This window comes from Romboutsia sp. CE17, from assembly GCF_012317385.1.
Classification (GTDB): domain Bacteria; phylum Bacillota; class Clostridia; order Peptostreptococcales; family Peptostreptococcaceae; genus Romboutsia_E.
Genome location: NZ_CP051144.1, coordinates 1,568,588 through 1,592,623, shown reverse-complemented (window position 1 = coordinate 1,592,623; position 24,036 = coordinate 1,568,588). Strand labels below are relative to the sequence as shown.

Sequence of the window (24,036 nt, the reverse complement as noted above, 5' to 3'; positions counted from 1 at the left end):
GTTAAAACCACATAAACTTTAATATTATCTTACTTAAATGTAAGATAATATTAGAGTTTATGTAATTTTATTTCTTTAAAAAAAGTATAAAATAAATCTATATTAATTAGATAAAATAAGTAAAAATGGAATAAGGAGATATATAATGAAAAATATATTAAATGTACAAAGTATAGAGAAGTATTATGGAAATAAAGATAATATAACAAAAGCTATCGACAATATAAGTTTTAAAGTAGATGAAGGCGAATTTGTTGGAATAATGGGACCTAGTGGTAGTGGAAAAACAACATTACTTAACTGTATATCAACCATAGACAATGTATCTAGCGGTAATATAATAATTAATAATCAAGATATAACAAAATTAAAATCTAAAAATCTTGATAAATTTAGACGTAATGAATTAGGATTTATATTCCAAGATTTTAATTTACTAGATACTCTTACAGCTTATGAAAATATAGCTTTAGCATTAACTATAAAAGGTGAAAAATCAGAAAATATAGATAAACTTATAAATGATGTTGCCAATAAATTAGGGATTGAAAATGTACTAAATAAATATCCTTATCAAATGTCAGGAGGACAAAAACAAAGAGTAGCATCAGCTAGAGCTATTATAACTAATCCGTCATTAATCTTAGCTGATGAGCCAACTGGAGCATTGGATTCAAAGTCATCTAGATTATTGCTTGATAGATTTGAATATTTAAATAATAACTTAAAAGCAACAATATTAATGGTAACTCATGATGCCTTTACAGCTAGTTATGCTCACAGGATTTTATTCATAAAAGATGGAAAAATATTTAATGAACTTGTTAAGGGGAATGATAGTAGAAAAGAATTTTTTGATAGGATAATAGATGTAGTAACATTACTTGGAGGTGACGAGGATGTATTCTAAGATTGCTTTAGGTAATGTAAAAAAGAGTTATAAAGACTACAGTATATACTTCCTTACTTTAACTTTAGCAGTTTGTATATTTTACAGTTTTAACTCTATAGAATCTCAAAAAGCTATATTAGAGCTAAATCAAAGTGAATCAGAAAATTTAGACATGATGCTAAAAATAATATCTTATATTTCTGTATTTGTTAGCTGCATATTAGGATGTCTTATTGTTTATGCTAATAATTTTCTAATAAAAAAGCGTAAAAGAGAATTAGGTATATATATGACCTTAGGTATGGGAAAAGGTAAGATATCAAAAATATTAATAATAGAAACTGTATTAGTAGGAATAATCTCGTTAATTGGAGGGATTTTATTAGGAATAGTTTTATCACAAGGTTTATCTATTTTTACAAGTAAGTTATTCGATGTATCTATGAGTGAGTATAAATTTATTTTCTCATCAAAAGCAATGAGCAAAACAATTTTATACTTTGGGTTAATTTTTATATTAGTAACTATATTAAATAGTTTTACAATATCAAAATATAAAATAATAGATTTACTTAACTATTCAAAGAAAAGTGAAGATATAAAAATAAAAAGTTCTATAATATACATTTTTATTTTTATAATAGCAGTACTATGTCTAATAGTAGCATATAAGACTATAATAAATAATGGTTTAGAACTTAATTATAAATTTAGTTTATCTATAATATTAGGGATAATAGGAACAGTATTAGTATTCTTTAGTCTAGCAGGTTTTGGAGTAAATATAATAAAGAAATCCAAAAGTATATACTTTAAGGATCTAAATATATTCATAGTGAAGCAATTAAATAGTAAGATAAACACTAACTTTATTTCTATGTCAGTGATATGCTTAATGTTATTTATAACAATAGTAATGTTATCTACAGGTCTTAGCTTCAAGAATGCTTTAGAGAAAAGTCTAGAAGAAACTACACCATTTGATGCTACAGCAACAATGTATTATGACTCAGAATATCAAAATGACATAGAAAGTACATTAAAAGAATTAAACTTTAATCTAGATGATAATGAGAAATATGCATACTATAATGAATATATAATAAATATATAATAAATGAAACATTATCTAAGAGTTTAGATAAATATATAAATGAAAATCAAAAAAAAGAGCTTTCTAAAGTTGATTCATACAATATATATGCCATAAAAGAATCTGAATATAATAAAGTAATGGAGTTAGAAAATGAAGAAAAAGTAAATTTAAATAATGGTGAAATTTTAATAACATCAAATAATGATAAGGTTATAAAACCATTAAATGATATTCTTAAAGAAAATAATAAAATAGATCTTAATAATAAGGTTTATACAATAAAGAATAATAAGGTAGTAACTGTTTCAACTAGAACAACTAATTTTGCAGATAATTTTATATCAATAATAGTAAAAGATAATAAAATAAATGATTTAAATGCAACCTTAAGTACAAATTATTTGAATATTAACTATAACTCAAATAATAGATATAAATCAGAAGAAAAATTTGATAAATTATTTAAAAGTTTCTTCAATGGTGAAATAAAAAATGATAAAGTTGGTTTTATTATTGGTTATACAAAAGATCAAATATATGCAGGAAATAAAGGTATGACTACTATTTTTATATTTGTAGGTATTTATTTAGGAATAGTATTCTTAATATCAAGTATGGCTGTTTTATCTTTGCAGCAACTATCTGAAGCAAGTGATAGTATAGATAGATATAAATCACTAAAAAGAATTGGAGCAAATGAGAGAATGATAAATAAAACTATATTTATTCAAACTTTATTATACTTTGCATTACCTTTAGTTTTAGCATTTATACATTCTATAGTAGCTATAGATGTTATTAGTGATTTTATATCAGTTTTTGGAAATCCTAATATAGCTACATCATCAATTATAACTGGATTAATATTTATAGTTATATATATGGGATATTTCTATTCAACTTACACAGGATATAAAAATATTATTAAAAATTCATAAATTTAAAAAGGATTATAGAAAATTAAAACTATAATCCTTTTTTGAAACTTTATTTAAATATTTTCATAATATAAGATAAGTAAGCTTGACAACTAGGGGGATTGAAATATGAAAAATATGAATAGAATGCCTATATTAGTTATACCAGGAAAGGGGCATGTTGTTTTGCCTCCATATGGTCCAGGACCAGTAATTCCTCCTGGAAATAATCCTAATCAGCCAGATGTAGACATGAACTTTCCACCAATACCAAGTAAACCTGAAGATAATAATATGTTAATTACTATAAAATCAGTATTTGTTAATAAGTTTATTCAAGTTGGAGTTAATAGCTATTTATATGCAAGAGGGGAGTATTTTAATGATGGGACACCATTTATAATGATACTGCTTGATAGAAATCAAATTAAATTAAGAGCTCAAAGTGGTGGATTCATAAGACTTGATGATAGAGGATTTTTAATTGCAGATACAGATAATAAAGGTGCTTCTATATTTAATGTGTCTAGTGTTAATAAAGGGGAATATGTATTAATGGCTCCGAATGGTTATTATGTGACAGTTAGAGATGAAGATTATATGTTAATAGCAATGTCAGAGAACGAAGGATCTAGAAATATTTTTAAGTTTAGAAAAATTTAATTTTATATAAAGGTATAAGTTAAAAAATTATTATTAGCTTATACCTTTATTAATTAAGTTTATTTTATCAACAAAAAGAATATAAATTAAAGTAGGCCAAAGTGGATATATATGAAGGGAGATATCATATGAAAAGTACTGCTATTATATATCAATCAAAATATGGGAGCACACGAAAATATGCAGAATGGATATATGAAGCAATAGGCGGAGATTTATATAAAAAGTCAGAAATTTCTATAAATAAATTAAAGCAATATGATGTAATTATTTATGGAGGTGGTTTATATCTATGGAAAATATTAGGATTTTCTTTTATAAAAAATAATTATAAATACCTTGAAGGAAAAGAGATAGTTACTTTCTCAGTAGGGGTATCACCGTTTGATACAGGAATAATTTATGAAATAAAAGAAAATAATTTTCCAGAAGAAATGAGATATATTCCTTGTTTTTATCTTAGGGGATCTTTTGATAAGTGTTCTATTACATTAAAGGATAAAATTATAATAAATATCTTAATTAAGATTTTTTATAATGATAAAGAAAATAAGCAATATGAAGAATGGGAAAAATTATTTTTAGATAGTATGAATAGTGGAGGAGATTGGTCATCTAAAGAATATCTAAAACCTATTTTAGACTACATGGATATTATTTATAAAAGATAAAATATTAAAACTACATATAATAATTTATGGAAAATATATACTTTAATTATGTTACAATAGGATTAAATATGTAGTAAACATGTAAAATGGGATGAGGAGATGATAAAACTAATGGGAGAAGATAAAAAAAGAGTTATACAAGAATATGTTCCAGGGAAGCAAGTAACTCTTGCACATATAATTGCTAGTCCAAGAGAAGAGTTATATCAAAAAATAGGATTAGTAGTTGATAAAAGAGAGGCCATTGGAGTATTAACTATAACACCAAGCGAAGCATCTATAATAGCTGCTGATGTAGCTACTAAAGCATCAGGTGTATCTTTAGGGTTTGTAGATAGATTTAGTGGTTCACTGGTAATAACAGGTGACATTAGCTCTGTAGAGTCTGCCTTAAATAAAGTACTAATGATATTAGGAAATACTTTAAATTTTACTACAACAAATATTACGAGGTCATAAAATGAAGAAAATAATATTCATGGGGAAAACGGGTAGTGGGAAAACTACATTATGTCAAAAACTAGATGATTTAGAACTTAAATATAGAAAAACTCAATCTGTCGAAATATATAATGATTCAATTGATACTCCTGGTGAATTTATTGAAAATAGATGGATGTATGCATCACTAGCAACTACTGCAGCGGATGCAAAGGTTATAGCATTAGTATATGATTGTACTCAAGAAGAAAACTATATAGCACCAGGGTTTGCAACAATGTTTTGTAAAGAGGTAATAGGTATTATAACTAAAATATCTAAAGGGGATGAGAAATCTATTAAATTGGCATATGATAGATTAAAACTAGCTGGAGTTAATAGAATTTTTATGATAGATACAATAGACAATTTAGGAATAGATGAATTAGTTGAATATATAAAATCAATTTAAAATTATATTGAAAGTGGAGGAAGTTTCAATGTTAGAAGAAAAGCAAAGATTAATTCAAGAATCTGTTCCTGGAAAACAAGTAACAATTGCTCATATAATAGCTAATCCTAGAGAAGAGCTATATCAAAAGGTTGGACTTGCAGTTAAAAATAGAGGGTCTATAGGAATACTTAATATAACACCAGGTGAAACTGCTATAATAGCAGCAAATATTGCAATAGAATATTCGAAAGTTTCACTTGCTTTTGTAGATAGATTCAGTGGTTCCTTAGTTATTACAGGGGACTTAACATCAGTTGAGTCAGCAATAAATCAAATACTTGTAACTTTGAAGAATACCTTGAATTTTTTTGTTACATCTATAACTAAGTCTTAGATAAATAATTAAAAAATTTAGTTAATGAATTAGTATTTGAAAAGGTATAATAAACTATTTGCTTATTATACCTTTTTAAATAATTATTAGTTATTTTTAATTTGTATGTCTACATAAGATATATCAGTATAATCATTAATTAGATAATGAATAGTATTTTTTATATAATAGCAGTCTTTTTTAGAAAGTTCTGATATAAACTCTGTATTACTGACTTTAACATTATTAATGAACAAGTCGATGGAATTATTACTTTTAAAAATTTCTATAGTTAAATTTAATAATATATTTTTACTTAGGCATTGTATGGAATTCTTTATTTCTAATAAAAGATTGTCTAAGTAATAATGCTTTAATGAAATATTTTTGCTACTTTTACAAGAATCGCAGTATTGATATATTGAATTTGTCTTTGATTTAATTATTATTAAGTTATTACTATTACAAATATTACACAATGTATTCTCGTTAGGCAAATCATACTTACTACTGAATACTGAATTATTATGCACTCTCAAACTATAACCCCCAGTAAAAAATATATTTATAATAATAATTAAATTTAATTATTATTATAAATATATTTTAACATTAGATTAATGAAAATGCCTTAGGTAAATGGTGGGAAAGATATTTTTATATTATTAAATTTATATAATAAAAAAAGAAGCTTAAAGCTTCTTTTCTTTGAATAAATCTATATTAAAAATAAATTATATTCTATTTACGTTAGCAGCTTGAGGACCTCTAGCTCCTTCAACTATTTCAAAGCTAACTGCTTGTCCTTCTTCTAATGTTTTGAATCCTTCACCTTGTATAGCTGAGAAGTGTACGAATACGTCATCTCCACCTTCTACAGATATGAATCCAAATCCTTTTTCGCTGTTAAACCATTTTACTATTCCGTTCATTGTGAACCTCCAAATTATATAAAAAATACAAACCATAAAGAAAAATAAATCATCTCATTTTGTTTGTTAATTTATATTAACATAGAAAAATAATAAATACAAGGCAAATATTAAAAAAAATAAAAAAATTTTAGAAAATTTTAAAATTAATTACTTTATATTAAAGAATGATGATAAGGTTGAAAAATGTAGACATAAAGAGAAAATTGATGTAATATAAAAAAGAATTGGTTATAATAATATTATTAAAGAAGGAGGATTTTATAATGGATGAAAAAGAAGTAGAAAGCGCATTAAATAAAATTCAATCAACAATTCAGAATACAGATACTTCTACTTTAATAGATAAGTTTATAAATTGGGCAGTTGAAAGTGGAGTTAGGTTAATAATAGGCCTTATAATTTTATCTGTAGGATTTAAAATTATAAAGAGGATAGTTAATAGATTTGAAAGGTTTTTAGAAAAAAGAGATGTTGATGTTACTTTAAGACGATTTTTAAAATCATTTTCAATAGGTGGATTAAAAGCTATATTGTTATTACTAGTAGTTACCCTTTTATGGGATATAAAACTTACTGGCCTTGTAGCATTATTTACATCAGCTGGGGTTGCAATAGGTCTCGCACTTCAAGGTAGTTTATCTAATTTTGCAGGCGGTTTTATAATTTTACTACTTAGACCGTTTAGAGTAGGCGATTATATACAAGCTGCTGGATATGAAGGAACTGTTGAACAAATAGGAGTATTTTACACTAGTTTACTTACTATAGATAATAAAGTTGCTCTTATACCTAATGGAACATTATCTAATAATAGCTTAATCAACTTCTCAGCTAAAGAAAGGAGAAGAGTTGATTTAATTTTCAATGTAAGCTATGAAAATGATGTAGTTCAAGTAAGAAAAGTATTAAATGAGATAATATACAAGCATCCGTTAATATTACATGATCCAGAGCCTTTTATAGGAATTGTTGAACATGCTCAAAATTCAATTAATTTTGGTGTAAGAGTTTGGTGTGAAAAAGAAAATTATTGGAGTATATATTATGATTTATTAGAAAAAGTAAAAATTAGATTTGATGAAGAAAATATTACCATACCATATCCGCAGATGGATTTACATGTAAAGCATCACTCTAGTATAAATAGTGATATAAAAACTATGTTAAAATAATATAAAAATTGCCTACATTTATGTAGGTAATTTTTTTTGTAAAAATATAATTTAAAAAATTTATAATGCTATAAAAACGACATTAAACATTTACAAATTTGTAAGAAAAAAGTAAGATACATTTAATTAAAATATTGTATACTTGAGTTATAAACCTAAGAGAAAGTGAGAATAAAGATGGAGTATATTCAAGGATTATTTAATTTAGCACAAGATTATTGGATACTTACAATGTTTGTAGGATTATTTAGCACATTTATTGAAAGTTTTTTACCAGTACTACCTTTAGTTGCAATAGTAACAATAAATGCAGCAGTATTTGGCATGGGTATTGGACTTATAATATCCTGGATAGGCTCAGGACTTGGTACAATAGCAGTATTTTTAGTAGTAAGTAAGTTAAGTGATAGTAAACTTTTAAATAAATATAAAAATGATAAAACTAGAAAAATAATTGAAAAAGTTAGAAGCAAAGGTTTTAAATTATTGTTTATAGCATATTCTTGTCCATTTATACCAACTTGTTTAGTTACTATAGCTTCTGCAATTTGCAAATCAAAATTCAAGCATTTTGTAACAGCAATGTTAAGTGGTAAATTTATAATGTTTATAGTAATAAGTTATATAGGTAGCGATATTAAAGGTTTTATAACTAGTCCAATAAAAATTATATTATTTATACTGATGGTACTAATAGCATGGAAAATAGGGAACAAAGTTAATACAAGCCTAGAACATAATGAGGATGAAGATTTAAAAGTTAATAAAGTTAATAAAGTTAAAAGAGTTAATAATGATATTTAAAAATAAGCAGTAGTTGTACAAACTACTGCTTATTTACATTAATAAGTAAAACCTATATCCTAATAAAAATATAATTATAAAATTTAATGATTTACAAATCGTTTTTTCAAGTTTAGAACTAGTTCTTATTGACAATATTGAAAAATTTATAGTAATAGGATATAAAAGCTCAACACCTTCTTTTGTTATTAAATCTAAGCATATATGAGAAATACTACCGATAATAAGACCACTACTCAGACAATAAAATACAATATTGTTATCACTATACTCCATTAGTAATTTTCCTAAAAAAGAAAGTATACCAATAAAAACAATACTATGGGTAAAGCCTCTATGCCTAAGATTTTCGCCTAATTTTTTATAAATTATAGGAAATCTTTTACTAATATAAGAACCTCTCATATCTATATCAGGGATTAAAGAACCAAAATAAGAGAAGTAAACATATATAAATAATAAAATAATTCTATAGTAAATATTATACTTAAGTAAGTAATTTTGATATATAAATGGGAGGGCAATTAGAGCAGATATATAGCCTCCTTTAGCATGTGTTTCTTTAGTCATGATTCCTCCGGTGTAAAATATATAATTTATTTAATTATATAGCATTAAATACTATATTTCAAAAGAATTTATAATATATAGGCATAAATTTCTATTAAATACTTACATTAATAACTCTAATGTAGAAGAAATAATAGATAAAAGTTACGTACTAAACCTTTTAGATGAACATATAAAAGGAAATAAAGATAATTCAAGAAAAATTTGGACTATATTTACATTTTGCTTGTGGTATAGTATTTATATAGAACATAAACAAATATCATTTTGAAAATGGATTTGTTTTATTTTATAAATTAAAAAATATTATACTACAATAAAATCTGCTAAAATTTAAATAAAGTAATTTTTAATTGGGGATTTAATAAAAAAGTTAGGGGCGTTGTTTATGATAGGGATGATTAAGTTAGATAAACTAATCGATGTTAAAGTATTACAAAGCATACAAGACAGTTTCTCAGACGCTACAAAAATATCAGCTATTACGGTAAATTACAATGGAGAACCTATTACAAAACCTAGCAATTTCACGGGTTTTTGTAATCTTATTAGGAAAGATGAAAAAATGTCATCGATGTGTTATCAATGTGATGCATATGGTGGAGTTCAATCAGCAATAAGTAGAAAACCTCATATTTACAAATGTCATGCAGGATTATATGATTTTGCAGTCCCAATAATGATTGAGGACAATTATGTAGGAGCAATTCTTTGTGGACAAACAAAAATAGAAGACAATGATGATAGTAGAATTGGCAATTTTGGAAGAGATACAGACTGGAGAAAACATAAGGGTCTTATAGAAGAGTATGAAAAAATACAACCTAGAACTTATAAAGAAATAGAAGATGCAGCTAACTTAATACATCAAATATCAAAATACATGGTAGATAGTGAATTTTTAAATATAATAAAAGAAGAATTAAATAATAAAACAACTAAATTAATGGAAGAGGAAAATAAAAGAGTAGAATTAGAAAGAGATTTGAAAGAAGCTGAGTTAAAGTCTTTACATTATCAAATTAATTCTCATTTTATGTTTAATTCTATTAATACAATTGCTAATATGGCTAGATTAGAAAAAGCGTATAAAACAGAGGAATTTGTATATAATTTTTCAGATATGATTAAGTATAGTTTAAAAAAAGATAATTCAAATACAGTATATTTAGAAGATGAAGTAAGTTATATAGAAAATTATCTCAAAATACAAAAAACTAGATTTGGGGATAGGTTAGAATACTTAATAGATGTTGATGAAAGATTTTATAACATAAGATGTCCATATATGATTTTACAACCAGTAGTCGAAAATTTTGTTAAATATGTAGTAGAGCCAAGAATAAAGGGTGGAAAAATTAATATAAAGGCATATATTGAAAATGGAAAGATATTAATAGACCTTAAAGATGATGGAGACGGAATAAATAAAAATAAAATAGATAATATATTAGGTGGAACAGAATACTTTAAAAATAAAGACTGTATAGGTTTATATAATATAAATAGAAGATTAAAATATTTATATGGAGAAGAATATGAATTGCAAATACATAGTACAAATCTAGAAGGAGAAGGAACTTTAGTAAGGATAATGTTGCCTTTGACTAAGGAGGTTGTATATGTATAATATATTAGTTGTTGATGATGAATACTTTTCTAGGGAAGGTTTAAAATCTATTATTAAAGAAGAGCTTAAAGAAAATGTACAAGTTTTAGAAGCTGAAAATGGTATAGATGCAAAAAATATTGTTAATGAATATGATATAGACATAATATTTTTAGATTTAAATATACCAGGGATTAATGGTATTAATTTATGCAGGTACATAAAATCAAAAATTATAGACTCGAATATAGTAGTAACTACTGCTTGTGATGATTTATCTATAAAAAATATAGTGATAGACTTGAATATAAATAAATATTTTGTAAAACCAGTAAGACCTCAAAAGATTAGATCAATAATAAGAAAAATACTAAATAATAAAAATAAGATAACTAGACAAAAGTACTATGAGTCATATATTAGCAAATTAAAAAAACATATTATAAATAATTCATACAAAGAAAGTATAAATATCATTAAAGAATATTTAGAGATTCTTAGTAATAATGGTAGCGAACAATTTATAAAAGAGGATTTAAGCAAATTTTTTGAAGGCATTGAGAATATATGTAAAAGTCAAAATATATATTCAGATAAAGATATATCAAGTAAAATTGATTTAATAAATAAAGATTATTATAATTGTTTTTTAAGAAAGAATTTAATAAATGAATTAACCATAATAATTAATCATATATTCGATTCTATGCTAAAAAATGAGTATACAACGAACAATTATGTAAAAGAAACTTTAAATTACATAGAAAGAAACATAAATAAAAATATTACTTTAGATGATGCATCAAACTATGTTAATCTTAGTCCTCATTATTTAAGTAAAATTTTCAAAAAAGAAACTGGGGTAAATTTTATAACTTACTTAACTGATAGAAGGATAGAAATAGCAAAGGAAATGCTAGAAGATGAAAATATCCCTATTTCAAATATAGCTATTGAACTTAGTTATAGTAAGTCAAATTATTTTAGTAAAGTATTCAAGAAAAAAGTTGGAATAACTCCAAGTGAGTATAGAGAATCCCACTTAAATAAATCAGAAAATTATATAAAATCAGTATAAAATGAAAATGTCGTTGTTGCTTGGATAACAACGACATTTTTGTTTTTAATATAAGGATTTTATTAACGACTCTAAATCATTAACAGTAACTTTAACAGGATTAGTAGATGTACAAATATCTTTGTAAGCTATAATAGCTAGTGTTTTTGTAATACTTTCGAATTCATTTTTATTAATATTTAAAGCTTTTAGATTAAGGGGTATATTTAACTTTCTATTAAGTTCTAAAATAATACTTTTTAGAATTATTGGTGCTTTTTCTAACTCAACATTATATGCTCCCATAGCATCTAAAATATTTATATACTTTTTACAAGTATTCATGTCATTACCATTAAACTCTATTATGTAAGGTAAAACTATAGCATTACAAAGCCCATGTGGTAAATGAAAGGCAGAACCTAAGCTATGAGAAATACTATGTGTTATTCCAAGACCTGCACTATTAAAAGATATACCTGCCATACAAGATGCTATTTGTAAGTTATTTCTATATTCCAGATTACCTAAGTTATGATAACATTTTAAAAGATTAGAAGATATTAATTTTATAGCTTTTAAAGCGTACATTTGAGAAAATATATTTTGGTTTATAGATATATAACTCTCAATGGCATGAGTTAATACATCCATTGCAGTAAAAGAAGTAACATTTGGAGGAACAGTAATAGTTAATATTGGGTCTAGAATTGCTTCATCAGGAAGCATAATATCATCTACTAGTGGGATTTTAGTTTTATTTTTACTATCTGTTATAACTGAAAAATTAGTGACTTCTGAACCGGTACCGGCAGTTGTTGGTATAGCTATAAAATAAGGTTTATCTATTTTATTTTCCTCAATAAAGTTTTTCTTAAGTTGTATACAAAAGTACATTATAGCTTTTGCAGCATCAATTACAGACCCACCTCCAACTGCAATTAATGCATTAGGTTTTAGATTCACTATATGAGAAAGTCCTGTTTGTATAACTTCAGTAGATGGGTCAGGAGTTATTTCATCAAAAATATGATAATCTATATTATTTTCATCTAAGATATTTGTAACTTTATTTATTAATTTACTTTCAATCATAAATTTATCTGTAGCAATACATACCTTAGTAAATCCAAAATTTTTTAATGATGAAAGAGATTCTTCACCATAGGAAATCTTAGGGGTGATATAAAAGTATCTATTATTATTCATTATGATTCCTCCATAAGCCTATATCAAATTTTTATATAATCATTATAGTTGAATACTTAAATTAAAAATGAAAATAACAAAAATTTGCACTCATATACCCAAAATGTGTATTTGATTTAATATCAAAATACTAAATTATATATTTATAAACTTAAAATGAGTAAATAAATAACAATTTGAAATAAAAACACAGTTAGGGTTAGATTTCAAGGGTAAATTTTAGTTATTTGTATATAAAATAGGATTGAAAATTGCATCTATATATTAAAAAATTACTATTTAAGTAGGATAGAATTTAACTAAGATGTATGTGAAAAATATATGCATGTACAGATAATTAGATTTAGGATTTTAAAAGTAATGATCCTAGGAAGGGGGAACCATGCAAAAAGAAGCTCTAGGTATGATAGAAACTAAAGGATTAGTAGGGGCAATAGAAGCTGCAGATGCAATGGTTAAATCTGCTAATGTTAATTTAGTAGGATATGAAAAAATAGGTTCAGGTCTTGTTACTGTTATGGTAAGAGGAGATGTTGGAGCAGTAAAAGCTTCAGTTGACGCAGGAGCAGTTGCTGCAGAAAAAGTTGGAGAAGTTGTTTCAATACATGTAATACCAAGACCACACACTGATGTTGAAAAAATATTACCAAAAGAATTTTAGGGTTATTAGGAGGTAAAAAATATGAATGAAGATTTAATGGCAAAAATAATGGATCAAGTTATGAAGAAGATGGGGGATACTCCAGCCGAAGAACCTATAACTGAAGACTCACAAGTTGAGGAAGGTTCAGGATTTTGTTCTTCAGGATGTGGACTTACTGAATTTGTTGGAACTGCAATAGGGGATACTATAGGATTAGTAATAGCTAATGTAGATTATAATTTACATGAATTAATGAATATAGATAAGAAATTTAGATCAATTGGTATAGTTGGTGGTAGAACAGGTGCTGGACCACATATATTTGCTGCTGATGAAGCTGTAAAAGCTACTAATAGTGAAATATTATTAATAGAACTTCCAAGAGACACAAAAGGTGGAGCTGGACATGGTTCTTTAATTATATTTGGAGCAGAAGATGTTTCAGATGCAAGAAGAGCTGTTGAAGTAACATTAAAGGAATTAAATAGAACATTCGGTGATGTGTATGGAACAAGTGTAGGTCATTTAGAATTTCAATACACTGCAAGAGCTAGTTATGCATTAAATAAGGCATTCGGTGCACCAATAGGAAAATCTTTTGGTATAACTGTTGGAGCTCCAGCTGCAATAGGTGTATTACTTGCAGATACTGCAGTAAAGGCTGCTAATGTAGATATAGTTGGATATTCTACACCAGGAAATGGTGGAACAAGCTATTCAAATGAGGTAATACTTACATTCTCAGGAGATTCAGGAGCAGTAAGACAAGCAATAATTGCTGCTAGAGAAGTTGGAAAACAAGTATTAGGAACTTTAAGTAATGATGAGATGAAATCATCAACAGTACCATACATATAAAAAATATATTAGAGAGGAGTGAGTATTTTGAAATCTAAACGTTTTGAAGTTTTAGCAAATAGACCAGTAAACCAAGATGGTTTCGTAAAAGAGTGGCCAGAGGTTGGTTTAATAGCAATGGAAGGGCCAAATGATCCAACTCCAAGTATAAGATTAGAAAATGGAGTTGTAGTAGAATTAGATGGAAAAGCAAGAAAAGATTTTGATATGTTAGACTACTTTATAGCAGATCATGCTATCAACTTAGAGAAAGCTGAAGAAGTTATGAAAATGGATTCTTTACAATTAGCAAGAATGCTTGTTGATATAAATGTACCAAGAAGTGAAATCGTAGGTTTAACTACGGCAATGACTCCAGCTAAAATAGTTGAAGTCGTATCTCAAATGAATGTTCTTGAGATGATGATGTCCATGACTAAAATGAGAGCTAGACAAAGACCATCCAATCAGTGTCACGTCACAAATGTAAAAGATAACCCAATACAAATAGCTGCAGATGCTGCGGAAGCTGCACTTAGAGGATTTGATGAACAAGAAACTACAGTTGGTATAGTTAGATACGCTCCATTTAATGCACTTGCTATAATGGTGGGTGCTCAAGTTGGTAGACCAGGTATACTTACTCAATGTGCTGTTGAAGAAGCAACAGAGCTTGAATTAGGTATGAAAGGCTTTACTGCTTATGCAGAAACAGTTTCTGTATATGGAACTGAGCCAGTATTTATGGATGGAGATGATACTCCTTGGTCAAAAGGATTTTTAGCATCTTCTTATGCTTCAAGAGGATTAAAAATGAGATTTACATCAGGAACTGGTTCTGAAGTTCAAATGGGTTATGCTGATGGTAAATCAATGCTTTATTTAGAAGCTAGATGCTTATATGTAACTAAAGGTTGTGGAGTTCAAGGTATACAAAATGGATCAGTAAGTTGTGTTGGAGTACCTGCGGGGGTTCCTAGTGGTGTAAGAGCAATACTTGCTGAAAACTTAATAGCTGCAATGCTTGATCTTGAGTGTGCATCAAGTAATGACCAGACATTTACTCACTCTGATTTAAGAAGAGTTGCTCGATCATTAATGCAAATGGTACCAGGAACAGACTTTATATGTTCTGGATATAGTGCAACTCCAAACTATGACAATATGTTTGCTGGTTCTAACTGGGATGCAGATGATTATGATGATTGGAATATAATCCAAAGAGATTTAAAAATAGATTGTGGTCTTAGACCTGTAACTGAAGAAGATGTAGTAAGAGTAAGAAATAAAGCTGCAAGAGCAATTCAAGGATTATTTAAAGAACTTGGCCTTACAGAAATAACAGATGAAGAAGTTGAAGCAGCAACTTATGCTCACGGAAGTAAAGACATGCCAGATAGAAATGTAGTTGAAGATTTAAAAGCTGCAGAAGAAATGATGGCTAGAGGAGTTACTGGAGTAGATATAATAAAAGCTCTTCACAAAGCAGGATTTGAAGATGTTGCAAACAGCGTATTTAGATTATCTAAGCAAAAAGTAGCAGGAGATTACTTACATACAGCAGCTATACTTGATAAAGACTTTAAAGTATACAGTGCCGTAAACTGTCCAAATACTTATCATGGACCAAAAACTGGTTATCAAGTTGAGGGTGAAAGATGGGAAGAAATTAAAAATATAATAAATGCTAAGAGTCCAGAAGATTATTAAGAAAGAGGTGAGAAAAATGGCTATAGATGAAAGAATGTTAAAAAGTGTTATAGAAGAAGTTTTAAAAGAAATGGCAGGAGAAAAAAATAGTGAGCCAGTTAAAACTGTTAAAAAAGAAGAAATATCATCAGAAGTAAATTCTTTAGTTGTAACTGAAGTAGGAGAATTTGTACCTAGTAATAGAGCGGATGAAGTTGTTATAGGTTTAGCACCAGCATTTGGTGTTTATCAAACTAAAACAATAATAGGTACAGAGCATGCTAAGGTATTAAAAGAAATTATAGCTGGTATAGAAGAAGAAGGTTTAAGTTATAGATTTGTAAAAATATATAGAACTTCAGATGTTTGCTTTATAGCTCATGACGCTGCAGAACTTAGTGGGTCAGGAGTAGGTATAGGAATACAATCTAAAGGTACTACAGTAATTCATCAAAAGGATTTACTCCCATTAAGTAACTTAGAATTATTCTCTCAAGCTCCACTTATAGATTTAGATACATATAGAGCTATAGGTAAAAATGCTGCTAAATATGCTAAAAATGAATCTCCAACACCAGTTCCAGTTAAAAATGACCAAATGGCTAGACCAAAATATCAGGCAATAGCAGCATTACTTCATATAAAAGAAACAGAATATGCTGATAGAAATAAAAAACCTCAAGAATTAAAAATTGAGTTTAAATAAATCGGGGGTGAGACTATGAACCAAGAAGTATTAATAAAACAAATAGTTGAAGAAGTTTTAAAAAATATGGAGAAAGAGAGTGTAACCAATAAAAAAGAGTGTTGCACAGATAAGATAACTAAAGAAAATTATCCTTTAGGAGAAAAAATACCTGATCAAATAAGATCTCAATCAGGGATGAAACTTTCTGATTTAACTTTAGAGAAAGTAATATCAGGAGAATTAAAATCTGAAGATATGAGAATATCTCCAGAAACTTTAGAAATGCAAGCTCAAGTTGCTGAATCAGTAGGTAGAGATGCTTTTGCTGGAAACTTAAGAAGAGCTGCAGAACTTATAGCCGTTCCAGATAAGAGAATACTTGAAATATATAATGCATTAAGACCATATAGATCAACTAAAGAAGAATTATATGCAATAGCAGATGAATTAGAAAATCAATATGGATGTAAAGTAAATGCGGCATTTGTAAGAGAAGCAGCAGATGTTTATGAATTAAGAGGAAGACTTAAAGCTTAATACTTATTATATGGAGGTAAGCTATGGAAATAGTAGCTGGTGTAGATATAGGTAATGCTACTACTGAAGTAGCTCTAGCTAAAATAAATGGCAATAATATTGAATTTTTATCTAGTGGCATAGTACCAACTACAGGGATTAAGGGGACTAAAAAAAATATAAATGGGCTGTTTCAATCATTGAAGCAGTCCTTAGATAAAGCAGGGCTTAGCATAGAAGATTTAGATAGAATTCGTGTTAATGAAGCAGCTCCCGTAATTGGAGATGTAGCCATGGAAACTATAACAGAAACTATTATAACTGAGTCTACCATGATAGGTCATAATCCAAATACTCCCGGTGGAGAAGGTGTAGGTGTAGGAATAACTACACTTATAAATGATCTTTCAAATATTAAGGAAAAAGAAGATGTAATAGTTGTAATACCATCCGAAGTAGATTTCGAATATGCAGCTAAAACTATAAATCAACATGATGGTAGAGTTAATATAAAAGGAGCAATAGCTAAAAAAGATGATGGTGTTTTAATTAATAACAGACTAAATAATAAAATTCCTATAATAGATGAAGTAACTTTAGTGGATAAAGTTCCCATAGGCATGAGAGCAGCTATAGAAGTTGCTCCTGTAGGTAGGGTTATTGAGGTTCTATCAAATCCATATGGAATAGCTACTCTATTTGATTTAACATCTGATGAGACAAAGCATATTGTTCCTATAGCTAGGGCGTTAATAGGAAATAGATCAGCAGTAGTCATAAAAACCCCTAAGGGGGATGTAAAAGAAAGAAAAATCCCAGCGGGAAAAATAGAAATAATAGGAAGTAATAAAAGAGCGTCTGTAGATGTAGACCAAGGTGCTACAAAGATTATGCAGGCTGTAAGTTCTGTAAGTCAAATTTGCGATGTAAAAGGTGAACCGGGAACTAATGCAGGGGGAATGTTAGAGAAAGTAAGACATGTAATGAGCCAACTTACAAATCAACATCCTAATGTTATAAAAATACAAGATTTACTTGCGGTAGATACATTTGTACCACAAAGTGTAAAGGGAGGACTAGCAAAAGAGTTCTCATTAGAAAATGCAGTAGGCATTGCTGCGATGGTAAAAGCAGATAAACTTCAGATGCAAATGATCGCTGATGAATTAGGTGAGAAACTAAAAGTACCTGTAGAAGTAGGTGGAGTTGAAGCTGATATGGCCATAAGAGGAGCATTAACCACTCCTGGTACAAATCAACCACTTGCAATACTTGATATGGGTGCAGGGTCAACAGATGCATCTATAATAACCAGAAATGGAGAAATAAAGTCGATACATTTAGCAGGTGCAGGTAATATGGTTACAATGCTTATTAAATCAGAGTTAGGTCTTGATGATTTTGATTTAGCAGAAGATATTAAAAAATATCCATTAGCTAAGGTTGAAAGCTTATTTAATTTGAGACACGAAGATGGAACGGTTAAATTCTTTAATAAACCTCTTGACCCTAAATTTTTTGCAAAAGTTGTTATATTAAAAGAAGATATGATGATTCCAATAGAGGGAAATCAATCTATAGAAAAGATAAAGTTAATTAGAAAGCAAGCAAAAGAAAAAGTATTTGTGACAAATGCATTAAGAGCTTTATCTGATGTTAGCCCAACTAATAATATTAGAGATATTGAATTTGTTGTTTTAGTAGGTGGATCAGCACTTGACTTTGAAGTTCCACAGCTAGTGACTGATGCACTATCTCAATATAATGTAGTTGCAGGTAGGGCAAATATTAGAGGCATAGAAGGCCCAAGAAATGCAGTTGCAACAGGTCTTATATTATCTTCGACAGAAGAGGTGAAGTAATATGAGAATGGACACTATTTTAAATAGCAAACCTGTTATAAAAATATTTTTTGATGAAAATAAGATAAAAGAAGCTGACATTAAAGAAGTATTATGGGGAATAGAAGAAGAAGGTATACCTTATGAAGTATTACCTGTAAGAATAGAAAATGCAGTTGATAGTGGCTATAAAGCAAGTATAGAGTCTTCTCTTGGTGTAGGAATTGGAATAGATGAAAAATACATAGTACTTCACTATAACAAATTAAAAAAAGATTCGCCACTTTTTACAATTTCAAGAAATAGTGACTCTACTAAAATAAGATCTTTAGGTGCAAATGCAGCAAGATTAGTTATAAAAATGCCATTTAAAGGAATATAAGCTATAGTTATTATCAAAGGAGGTATTTATATGTCTCAATTAGCAATAGGTATGATAGAGACAGTAGGTCTTGCTGCTGCAATAGAAGCTGCTGATGTTTGCGTTAAATCTGCAAATGTTAATCTAATAGGTTATGAATTATCTAGAGGAAATGGAATGGCAGTAGTTAAGATAGAAGGCAATGTAGGTGCTGTAAAAGCAGCCATTGAAGCCGCTACTATAGCAGCAAATAAAGTAAATAAGGTATTTAGTACAAAAGTAATACCTCGTCCAAGTGATTGCATAGATTTCTTAATTAGAAATAGTGATACTATTGGATATGAAAATATAGAGAATGTAGAAATTTCTCAGCAGGTAAAAGAAAATCATGAAGATAAATATGAGGATATAATTGAAAATAAAATAGAAAAAGTAAAAGAAGAAATAGATAATACTTTTGAAATTTCAAGTAATGAAAAGATTGATGAATCACAAGGATTAGATGAAGATAATGTAGTAGAAGAACATAATTCAGATAATACAAAAGAAAGTATAGATGAAAAAGATTATACGTGTAATTTATGTAAGGATCCGAAATGTCCAAGACAAAAAGGAGACTTAAAAACTACATGTATCCATTATGAAGAAAATAATAATTAATTGTAGGAGGTTTTATCATGGGAGAAGCATTAGGATTAATAGAAACTAAAGGGTTAGTAGGAGCTATAGAGGCAGCAGATGCAATGACAAAGTCTGCTAATGTAGTTTTAGTAGGGTATGAAAAAATAGGTTCAGGATTAGTTACAGTTATGGTAAGAGGAGATGTAGGAGCAGTTAAAGCTTCTGTAGATGCAGGTGCAGTTGCCGCAGAAAAAGTTGGGGAATTAGTATCTAAACATGTTATACCAAGACCTCATACAGATGTTGAAAAAATATTACCAAAAACTGCAGAATAAGAAACTATAATATTGTAAGGTGATTAAAATGGAAATTTCTCAAGATGCATTAGTAAAGCTAATAACAGAAAAGGTTATGGAAAAATTAAATGAGCAAGATGAAGTTTTAATCCCTATAGGTATTTCTAATAGACATATACATTTATGTAGAGAAGATTTAAACCATCTATTTGGAAAAGGATATGAGTTAACAAAAATAAAAGATTTAAAACAACCAGGTCAGTTTGCTGCTAATGAAGTTGTAACTATTAAAGGTCCTAAAGGTGAATTTAAAAAAGTTAGGATTTTGGGACCTTTAAGAGACGAAACTCAAGTTGAAATTTCCATATCAGATGGTTTTAAATTAGGAATAAATCCACCAATAAAAGAATCTGGAAAGTTAGAAAATACTCCAGGTATAACTATTATTGGACCTAAAGGGAGTGTAGAACTTAAAAAAGGAACAATCGCAGCTTTAAGACACATACATATGACTCCAGAAATTGCTTCTAAATTAAATATAAAAGATAAAGATGAAGTTGATATTGAAATAAGTGGAATTAGAAGAGCTATACTTGGAAATGTCTTAGTAAGGGTTTCTAATAATTATGATATTGAAATGCATTTGGATATGGATGAAGCAAATGCATGTTGCGTAAAAAATGGAGACTTGGTACGAATATTAGAAAAATAGCAAAAATAGGTGATAGTGTGGAGTTAAAAAATTGTAACCAGTTAATAGAAGAATTTTCAGAACTTATAAAGAATAAAAGATGCAATCATTATGAGGGTGAATTAAAAGTTGGAGTAGACTTAGGCACAGCTAATATAGTTTTATCAGTTGTTGATTCTAACAATAAACCTATAGCTGGGGCTATGTACCCATCAAGTGTTGTAAAAGACGGAATAGTTGTAGATTATATAGGGGCAACTAGAGTAGTTAGAGAATTAAAAGATAAGGTTGAAGAAATCATAGGGATTCCTATTACAAAGGCTGCAATAGCAATTCCGCCAGGAATCACAAAAGGGAACACAAAGGTAATTGCTAATGTCGTAGAATCAGCAGATTTAGAAGTTATAAATGTAATTGATGAACCTACGGCAGCATCTTGTGTCCTTGGAATAAGTGATGGGGCTGTAGTAGATGTAGGGGGCGGTACTACTGGAATTAGCATTATAAAAGATGGAAAAGTAGTATTTACAGCAGATGAACCAACTGGTGGAACTCATATGACATTAGTATTAGCAGGTTTTATGAAAAAAACTTTTGAAGAAGCTGAAAAAGTTAAGAAGGATAAAGCACAAGAAAGAGATGTATTTACTATAGTCAAGCCAGTAGTGGAAAAAATGGCTTCTATTGTAAATAAATATATAAAAGAATATGATGTAGATACAATATATGTAGTTGGTGGAGCTTGTTGTTTTAGTGAATTTGAAAAAATATTTACAAGAGAAACTAAGATAAATACTATAAAGCCAATTGATCCACTTTTAGTAACACCTCTTGGAATAGCTATGAATTGCAATATATAGAAGGTGATAAGTTGAATCAAAAAAATCAATTAGAAAGTATAATTGAAGAATCAATTATAGATTACATTGTAGAAAAAGTAGTTGAGAAGATAATAAATAGAAGTAAGAGAGGACTAATTTTATTTACAGGAGCAACTATAGGTTATTCTCAATCTATAGAGAGCATAAATAAGTTAAAAAGAGATGGATGGGAATTTGATGTAGTAATGTCAAAGTCCGCACAGGAAGTGATTACTGTAGATTCAGTAAAAAAAGCTATTGGAGTAAGTAACATAATAACTAATGAAAATGGATCTGTTATTAAAGAATTGTTACAGAGAAATAATGTTATTGTAATTCCAACTTTAACTATTAATTCGGCGGCAAAAATTGCAAACTGTATTAGTGATACTCTTGTCACAAATATAGTATCAAAAGCATTAATGTCAGGAAAGCCAATAGTGGCATCTATAAATGGATGTTGTCCAGATAATAAAGAAAGAAGAGAAATATATGGTGATAACTTAAGTGATTTTCATAAAAAAAGATTAAGTAATAATCTTGAAATATTAAGAAGTTATAATATAAAATTATCTTCTTCTGAAAAACTATATAAAAATGTAAATAAAATACTTTTAAAAAGTTTTAATTTATATAAATCGAATAAATTTATTAACGAAGTTTACGTATCTAATGGTGATAAAGTTGTAAGTAGTAATGCTGAACCTAAAACTGTAGACGATATTTCTTCTATAAGATTAAATAAAAAAGTTTTAAGCAGAAAGGACATTTGGGATAACAAAAAGTTTAGTACAATTTTTATAAAAAAAAATACATTGATAACAGATTTAGCAAAGGATGAAGCACAAAGATTAAATATAACATTAACTAAAGAATAAGGGGAAATAAATATGTATTTAGGTAAAGTGGTTGGAACAGTTGTATCAACAACGAAGAATGAAGCTTTAGTAGGTTTTAAATTACTAGTTATAAAAAAGTTAGATGAACACTTAGTTGTAACTGATACTAGTGAAGTAGTAGTTGATTCAGTTGGTGCAGGTGTTGGAGAAATAGTATTAGTTTCTAAAGGAAGTTCTGCAAGATATATACTTGAAAGAGAGAAGGCTCCTATAGATTCAGCAGTAGTAGCTATTGTAGATACTGTAGAAGTGAATAGTTAGGATGTGATAGTCATTGGCTAATTTATATACAAAGACTGGAGATAAGGGTGAGACTAGTTTATACGGTGGTAAGAGAGTAAAAAAAAATAGTGCTAAAGTTGATTGTTATGGAACTATAGATGAGGCAAATTCAATGTTAGGTCTTGCTTATTCTCATCTGAAAGATGAAAGTTTAAGGATTTATGTAAACTCAATACAAAAAAGATTATTTAGCCTTGGAGCAGAACTTGCAAGTGATGAGAAGGGGCTTGATATGTTACAAGGAAAAGTTAGCGAAAAAGACGTTAACTTCTTAGAAAGTATAGTTGATGAATGTACAAAAATTGTTGGAAAACAAACTGAATTTGTAGTTCCAGGAAAAAATCAGGCATCATCATCACTTCATGTAGCTAGAACTATAATCAGAAGAGCTGAAAGAAAAATAATTTCTTTAAATGAAGTAGAACCTGTAAGAGATAACTTATTAAAGTATGTTAATAGGCTATCAGATGCTTTATATGCTTTAGCAAGGGTTGAAGAATATAATAGTGAAGTTGAGTTTATAAAAAATAAGGTTGTAGAGAAATTAAAAGATAAATTATCTAAAGATTTCAATCTTACTAATATAAAAAAAATGGCTGAATATGCAGAAGAAAAGGCTATGAAAATGAATGTTCCAATAGTATTTTCAGCTGTAGATGAAGGTGGAAATATAATTTTAGTTCACAGAATGGAAGGATCGCTACTTGCAAGCTTAGATATATCTATAAATAAGGCTTATACAGCTCTTTCACTAAAAATGCCAACTTCAAAATTAACAGATCTAGCAAAAGAATCTGGATCACTTTATGGAATTCAAAATACAAATTCTAATAAAATCGTAGTATTTGGTGGAGGATTTCCAATAGAGGTTAATGGGAAGATAGTTGGAGCTGTAGCTGTAAGTGGAGGATCCGTAGAAGAAGATATAAAAATATGTCAATATGCAATAGATTCATTGTAGTCAGGGGGG

Annotated in this window: 30 protein-coding genes; 26 read left to right on the top strand and 4 right to left on the bottom strand. The window is 28.1% G+C overall.

What is annotated here, in order from left to right; genetic code table 11:
* Positions 1–145 precede the first annotated feature (145 nt).
* The 8 genes from HF520_RS07655 to HF520_RS07625 all read left to right on the top strand — a co-directional run bounded on the left by HF520_RS07655 (position 146) and on the right by HF520_RS07625 (position 5,507).
* Positions 146–910, top strand: a complete 765-nt coding sequence (locus tag HF520_RS07655; RefSeq protein ID WP_168573458.1) for an ABC transporter ATP-binding protein — start codon at positions 146–148, stop codon at positions 908–910.
* Positions 900–2,006 (top strand): FtsX-like permease family protein, encoded by a 1,107-nt coding sequence (locus HF520_RS15425; protein WP_330586231.1) that lies wholly within the window; start codon positions 900–902, stop codon positions 2,004–2,006. The genes HF520_RS07655 and HF520_RS15425 overlap by 11 nt, the downstream gene beginning before the upstream one ends.
* 119 nt (positions 2,007–2,125) lie before the next feature.
* Entirely contained in the window at positions 2,126–2,926 is an 801-nt protein-coding gene (locus HF520_RS15420) for an ABC transporter permease (protein WP_330586230.1), read from the top strand.
* Positions 2,927–3,034: 108 nt separating this feature from the next.
* Entirely contained in the window at positions 3,035–3,568 is a 534-nt protein-coding gene (locus tag HF520_RS07645; protein WP_168573457.1) for a fascin domain-containing protein, read from the top strand.
* A gap of 128 nt (positions 3,569–3,696) precedes the next feature.
* The gene (locus HF520_RS07640) at positions 3,697–4,239 is read left to right on the top strand and encodes a flavodoxin domain-containing protein (RefSeq protein ID WP_168573456.1); all 543 of its coding nucleotides are present in this window, start codon (positions 3,697–3,699) and stop codon (positions 4,237–4,239) included.
* A 99-nt stretch (positions 4,240–4,338) separates the two neighbouring features.
* Entirely contained in the window at positions 4,339–4,698 is a 360-nt protein-coding gene (locus tag HF520_RS07635; RefSeq protein WP_330586229.1) for a BMC domain-containing protein, read from the top strand.
* Between the two features lies 1 nt (position 4,699).
* A complete protein-coding gene (locus HF520_RS07630; protein WP_168573455.1) occupies positions 4,700–5,131 on the top strand; it encodes a EutP/PduV family microcompartment system protein in 432 nt (143 codons plus the stop codon).
* Between the two features lie 28 nt (positions 5,132–5,159).
* Positions 5,160–5,507 carry a BMC domain-containing protein gene (locus HF520_RS07625; RefSeq protein WP_168573454.1) on the top strand — a complete coding sequence of 116 codons (348 nt, stop codon included), beginning with the start codon at positions 5,160–5,162 and terminating at the stop codon, positions 5,505–5,507.
* Between the two features lie 86 nt (positions 5,508–5,593).
* Here HF520_RS07625 and HF520_RS07620 read toward each other — a convergent pair whose 3' ends face one another.
* Entirely contained in the window at positions 5,594–6,025 is a 432-nt protein-coding gene (locus tag HF520_RS07620; protein ID WP_168573453.1) for a hypothetical protein, read from the bottom strand.
* Between the two features lie 195 nt (positions 6,026–6,220).
* Entirely contained in the window at positions 6,221–6,418 is a 198-nt protein-coding gene (locus tag HF520_RS07615; RefSeq protein WP_168573452.1) for a cold shock domain-containing protein, read from the bottom strand.
* A 266-nt stretch (positions 6,419–6,684) separates the two neighbouring features.
* Between HF520_RS07615 and HF520_RS07610 the strand changes: the two genes are divergently transcribed.
* Both HF520_RS07610 and HF520_RS07605 read left to right on the top strand, forming a co-directional pair.
* Positions 6,685–7,593 (top strand): mechanosensitive ion channel family protein, encoded by a 909-nt coding sequence (locus tag HF520_RS07610; protein ID WP_168573451.1) that lies wholly within the window; start codon positions 6,685–6,687, stop codon positions 7,591–7,593.
* Between the two features lie 177 nt (positions 7,594–7,770).
* The gene (locus HF520_RS07605) at positions 7,771–8,397 is read left to right on the top strand and encodes a TVP38/TMEM64 family protein (RefSeq protein ID WP_168573450.1); all 627 of its coding nucleotides are present in this window, start codon (positions 7,771–7,773) and stop codon (positions 8,395–8,397) included.
* 33 nt (positions 8,398–8,430) lie between these two features.
* On the opposite strand, the gene HF520_RS07600 is transcribed toward HF520_RS07605, so the two are convergent.
* A complete protein-coding gene (locus HF520_RS07600; protein ID WP_168573449.1) occupies positions 8,431–8,967 on the bottom strand; it encodes a metal-dependent hydrolase in 537 nt (178 codons plus the stop codon).
* Between the two features lie 388 nt (positions 8,968–9,355).
* On the opposite strand from HF520_RS07600, the gene HF520_RS07595 reads away from it, so the two are divergent.
* Complete coding sequence (locus HF520_RS07595; protein WP_168573448.1) at positions 9,356–10,597, top strand: sensor histidine kinase; 1,242 nt, start codon at positions 9,356–9,358, stop codon at positions 10,595–10,597.
* Entirely contained in the window at positions 10,590–11,654 is a 1,065-nt protein-coding gene (locus HF520_RS07590) for a response regulator (RefSeq protein ID WP_168573447.1), read from the top strand. Before HF520_RS07595 ends, HF520_RS07590 begins: the two co-directional genes overlap by 8 nt.
* 45 nt (positions 11,655–11,699) lie before the next feature.
* Here HF520_RS07590 and HF520_RS07585 read toward each other — a convergent pair whose 3' ends face one another.
* Complete coding sequence (locus HF520_RS07585; protein ID WP_168573446.1) at positions 11,700–12,842, bottom strand: 1-propanol dehydrogenase PduQ; 1,143 nt, start codon at positions 12,840–12,842, stop codon at positions 11,700–11,702.
* Between the two features lie 382 nt (positions 12,843–13,224).
* On the opposite strand from HF520_RS07585, the gene pduA (HF520_RS07580) reads away from it, so the two are divergent.
* The 14 genes from pduA (HF520_RS07580) to HF520_RS07515 are packed head-to-tail and all read left to right on the top strand — an operon-like array spanning position 13,225 to position 24,027.
* Positions 13,225–13,503, top strand: coding sequence for a propanediol utilization microcompartment protein PduA (pduA, locus tag HF520_RS07580; protein WP_168573445.1), 279 nt, complete (start codon positions 13,225–13,227; stop codon positions 13,501–13,503).
* A 21-nt stretch (positions 13,504–13,524) separates the two neighbouring features.
* Positions 13,525–14,343, top strand: coding sequence for a propanediol utilization microcompartment protein PduB (gene pduB / locus HF520_RS07575; protein ID WP_168573444.1), 819 nt, complete (start codon positions 13,525–13,527; stop codon positions 14,341–14,343).
* Between the two features lie 27 nt (positions 14,344–14,370).
* Positions 14,371–16,032, top strand: a complete 1,662-nt coding sequence (locus HF520_RS07570; RefSeq protein ID WP_168573443.1) for a propanediol/glycerol family dehydratase large subunit — start codon at positions 14,371–14,373, stop codon at positions 16,030–16,032.
* Between the two features lie 16 nt (positions 16,033–16,048).
* Positions 16,049–16,717, top strand: a complete 669-nt coding sequence (locus tag HF520_RS07565) for a propanediol/glycerol family dehydratase medium subunit (RefSeq protein ID WP_168573442.1) — start codon at positions 16,049–16,051, stop codon at positions 16,715–16,717.
* A 15-nt stretch (positions 16,718–16,732) separates the two neighbouring features.
* Positions 16,733–17,236 (top strand): diol dehydratase small subunit, encoded by a 504-nt coding sequence (locus HF520_RS07560; protein WP_168573441.1) that lies wholly within the window; start codon positions 16,733–16,735, stop codon positions 17,234–17,236.
* Positions 17,237–17,259: 23 nt separating this feature from the next.
* Positions 17,260–19,077 (top strand): diol dehydratase reactivase subunit alpha, encoded by a 1,818-nt coding sequence (locus HF520_RS07555; protein WP_168573440.1) that lies wholly within the window; start codon positions 17,260–17,262, stop codon positions 19,075–19,077.
* A gap of 1 nt (position 19,078) precedes the next feature.
* The gene (locus HF520_RS07550) at positions 19,079–19,438 is read left to right on the top strand and encodes a glycerol dehydratase reactivase beta/small subunit family protein (RefSeq protein WP_168573439.1); all 360 of its coding nucleotides are present in this window, start codon (positions 19,079–19,081) and stop codon (positions 19,436–19,438) included.
* Between the two features lie 30 nt (positions 19,439–19,468).
* Complete coding sequence (locus HF520_RS15360) at positions 19,469–20,077, top strand: BMC domain-containing protein (RefSeq protein ID WP_168573438.1); 609 nt, start codon at positions 19,469–19,471, stop codon at positions 20,075–20,077.
* A gap of 14 nt (positions 20,078–20,091) precedes the next feature.
* A complete protein-coding gene (gene pduA / locus HF520_RS07540; RefSeq protein ID WP_243155232.1) occupies positions 20,092–20,373 on the top strand; it encodes a propanediol utilization microcompartment protein PduA in 282 nt (93 codons plus the stop codon).
* A 34-nt stretch (positions 20,374–20,407) separates the two neighbouring features.
* Positions 20,408–21,046: a phosphate propanoyltransferase gene (gene pduL / locus HF520_RS07535; protein WP_168574789.1), complete on the top strand. Its 639-nt coding sequence runs from the start codon at positions 20,408–20,410 to the stop codon at positions 21,044–21,046.
* Positions 21,001–21,885: an ethanolamine utilization protein EutJ gene (gene eutJ, locus HF520_RS07530; RefSeq protein ID WP_168573437.1), complete on the top strand. Its 885-nt coding sequence runs from the start codon at positions 21,001–21,003 to the stop codon at positions 21,883–21,885. Before pduL ends, eutJ begins: the two co-directional genes overlap by 46 nt.
* Before the next feature lie 11 nt (positions 21,886–21,896).
* The gene (locus HF520_RS07525) at positions 21,897–22,763 is read left to right on the top strand and encodes a flavoprotein (RefSeq protein ID WP_168573436.1); all 867 of its coding nucleotides are present in this window, start codon (positions 21,897–21,899) and stop codon (positions 22,761–22,763) included.
* Between the two features lie 12 nt (positions 22,764–22,775).
* Entirely contained in the window at positions 22,776–23,045 is a 270-nt protein-coding gene (locus HF520_RS07520) for a EutN/CcmL family microcompartment protein (RefSeq protein WP_168573435.1), read from the top strand.
* Between the two features lie 13 nt (positions 23,046–23,058).
* Positions 23,059–24,027, top strand: coding sequence for a cob(I)yrinic acid a,c-diamide adenosyltransferase (locus HF520_RS07515; RefSeq protein WP_168573434.1), 969 nt, complete (start codon positions 23,059–23,061; stop codon positions 24,025–24,027).
* Positions 24,028–24,036 lie beyond the last annotated feature (9 nt).

Coding starts and splice junctions, on each gene's coding strand:
- HF520_RS07655 (WP_168573458.1), top strand. CDS start 146: ATGAAAAATATATTAAATGTACAAAGTATAGAGAAGTATTATGGAAAT.
- HF520_RS15425 (WP_330586231.1), top strand. CDS start 900: ATGTATTCTAAGATTGCTTTAGGTAATGTAAAAAAGAGTTATAAAGAC.
- HF520_RS15420 (WP_330586230.1), top strand. CDS start 2,126: ATGGAGTTAGAAAATGAAGAAAAAGTAAATTTAAATAATGGTGAAATT.
- HF520_RS07645 (WP_168573457.1), top strand. CDS start 3,035: ATGAAAAATATGAATAGAATGCCTATATTAGTTATACCAGGAAAGGGG.
- HF520_RS07640 (WP_168573456.1), top strand. CDS start 3,697: ATGAAAAGTACTGCTATTATATATCAATCAAAATATGGGAGCACACGA.
- HF520_RS07635 (WP_330586229.1), top strand. CDS start 4,339: ATGATAAAACTAATGGGAGAAGATAAAAAAAGAGTTATACAAGAATAT.
- HF520_RS07630 (WP_168573455.1), top strand. CDS start 4,700: ATGAAGAAAATAATATTCATGGGGAAAACGGGTAGTGGGAAAACTACA.
- HF520_RS07625 (WP_168573454.1), top strand. CDS start 5,160: ATGTTAGAAGAAAAGCAAAGATTAATTCAAGAATCTGTTCCTGGAAAA.
- HF520_RS07615 (WP_168573452.1), bottom strand. CDS start 6,418: ATGAACGGAATAGTAAAATGGTTTAACAGCGAAAAAGGATTTGGATTC.
- HF520_RS07610 (WP_168573451.1), top strand. CDS start 6,685: ATGGATGAAAAAGAAGTAGAAAGCGCATTAAATAAAATTCAATCAACA.
- HF520_RS07605 (WP_168573450.1), top strand. CDS start 7,771: ATGGAGTATATTCAAGGATTATTTAATTTAGCACAAGATTATTGGATA.
- HF520_RS07600 (WP_168573449.1), bottom strand. CDS start 8,967: ATGACTAAAGAAACACATGCTAAAGGAGGCTATATATCTGCTCTAATT.
- HF520_RS07595 (WP_168573448.1), top strand. CDS start 9,356: ATGATAGGGATGATTAAGTTAGATAAACTAATCGATGTTAAAGTATTA.
- HF520_RS07590 (WP_168573447.1), top strand. CDS start 10,590: ATGTATAATATATTAGTTGTTGATGATGAATACTTTTCTAGGGAAGGT.
- HF520_RS07585 (WP_168573446.1), bottom strand. CDS start 12,842: ATGAATAATAATAGATACTTTTATATCACCCCTAAGATTTCCTATGGT.
- pduA (WP_168573445.1), top strand. CDS start 13,225: ATGCAAAAAGAAGCTCTAGGTATGATAGAAACTAAAGGATTAGTAGGG.
- pduB (WP_168573444.1), top strand. CDS start 13,525: ATGAATGAAGATTTAATGGCAAAAATAATGGATCAAGTTATGAAGAAG.
- HF520_RS07565 (WP_168573442.1), top strand. CDS start 16,049: ATGGCTATAGATGAAAGAATGTTAAAAAGTGTTATAGAAGAAGTTTTA.
- HF520_RS07560 (WP_168573441.1), top strand. CDS start 16,733: ATGAACCAAGAAGTATTAATAAAACAAATAGTTGAAGAAGTTTTAAAA.
- HF520_RS07555 (WP_168573440.1), top strand. CDS start 17,260: ATGGAAATAGTAGCTGGTGTAGATATAGGTAATGCTACTACTGAAGTA.
- HF520_RS07550 (WP_168573439.1), top strand. CDS start 19,079: ATGAGAATGGACACTATTTTAAATAGCAAACCTGTTATAAAAATATTT.
- HF520_RS15360 (WP_168573438.1), top strand. CDS start 19,469: ATGTCTCAATTAGCAATAGGTATGATAGAGACAGTAGGTCTTGCTGCT.
- eutJ (WP_168573437.1), top strand. CDS start 21,001: ATGTTGCGTAAAAAATGGAGACTTGGTACGAATATTAGAAAAATAGCA.
- HF520_RS07520 (WP_168573435.1), top strand. CDS start 22,776: ATGTATTTAGGTAAAGTGGTTGGAACAGTTGTATCAACAACGAAGAAT.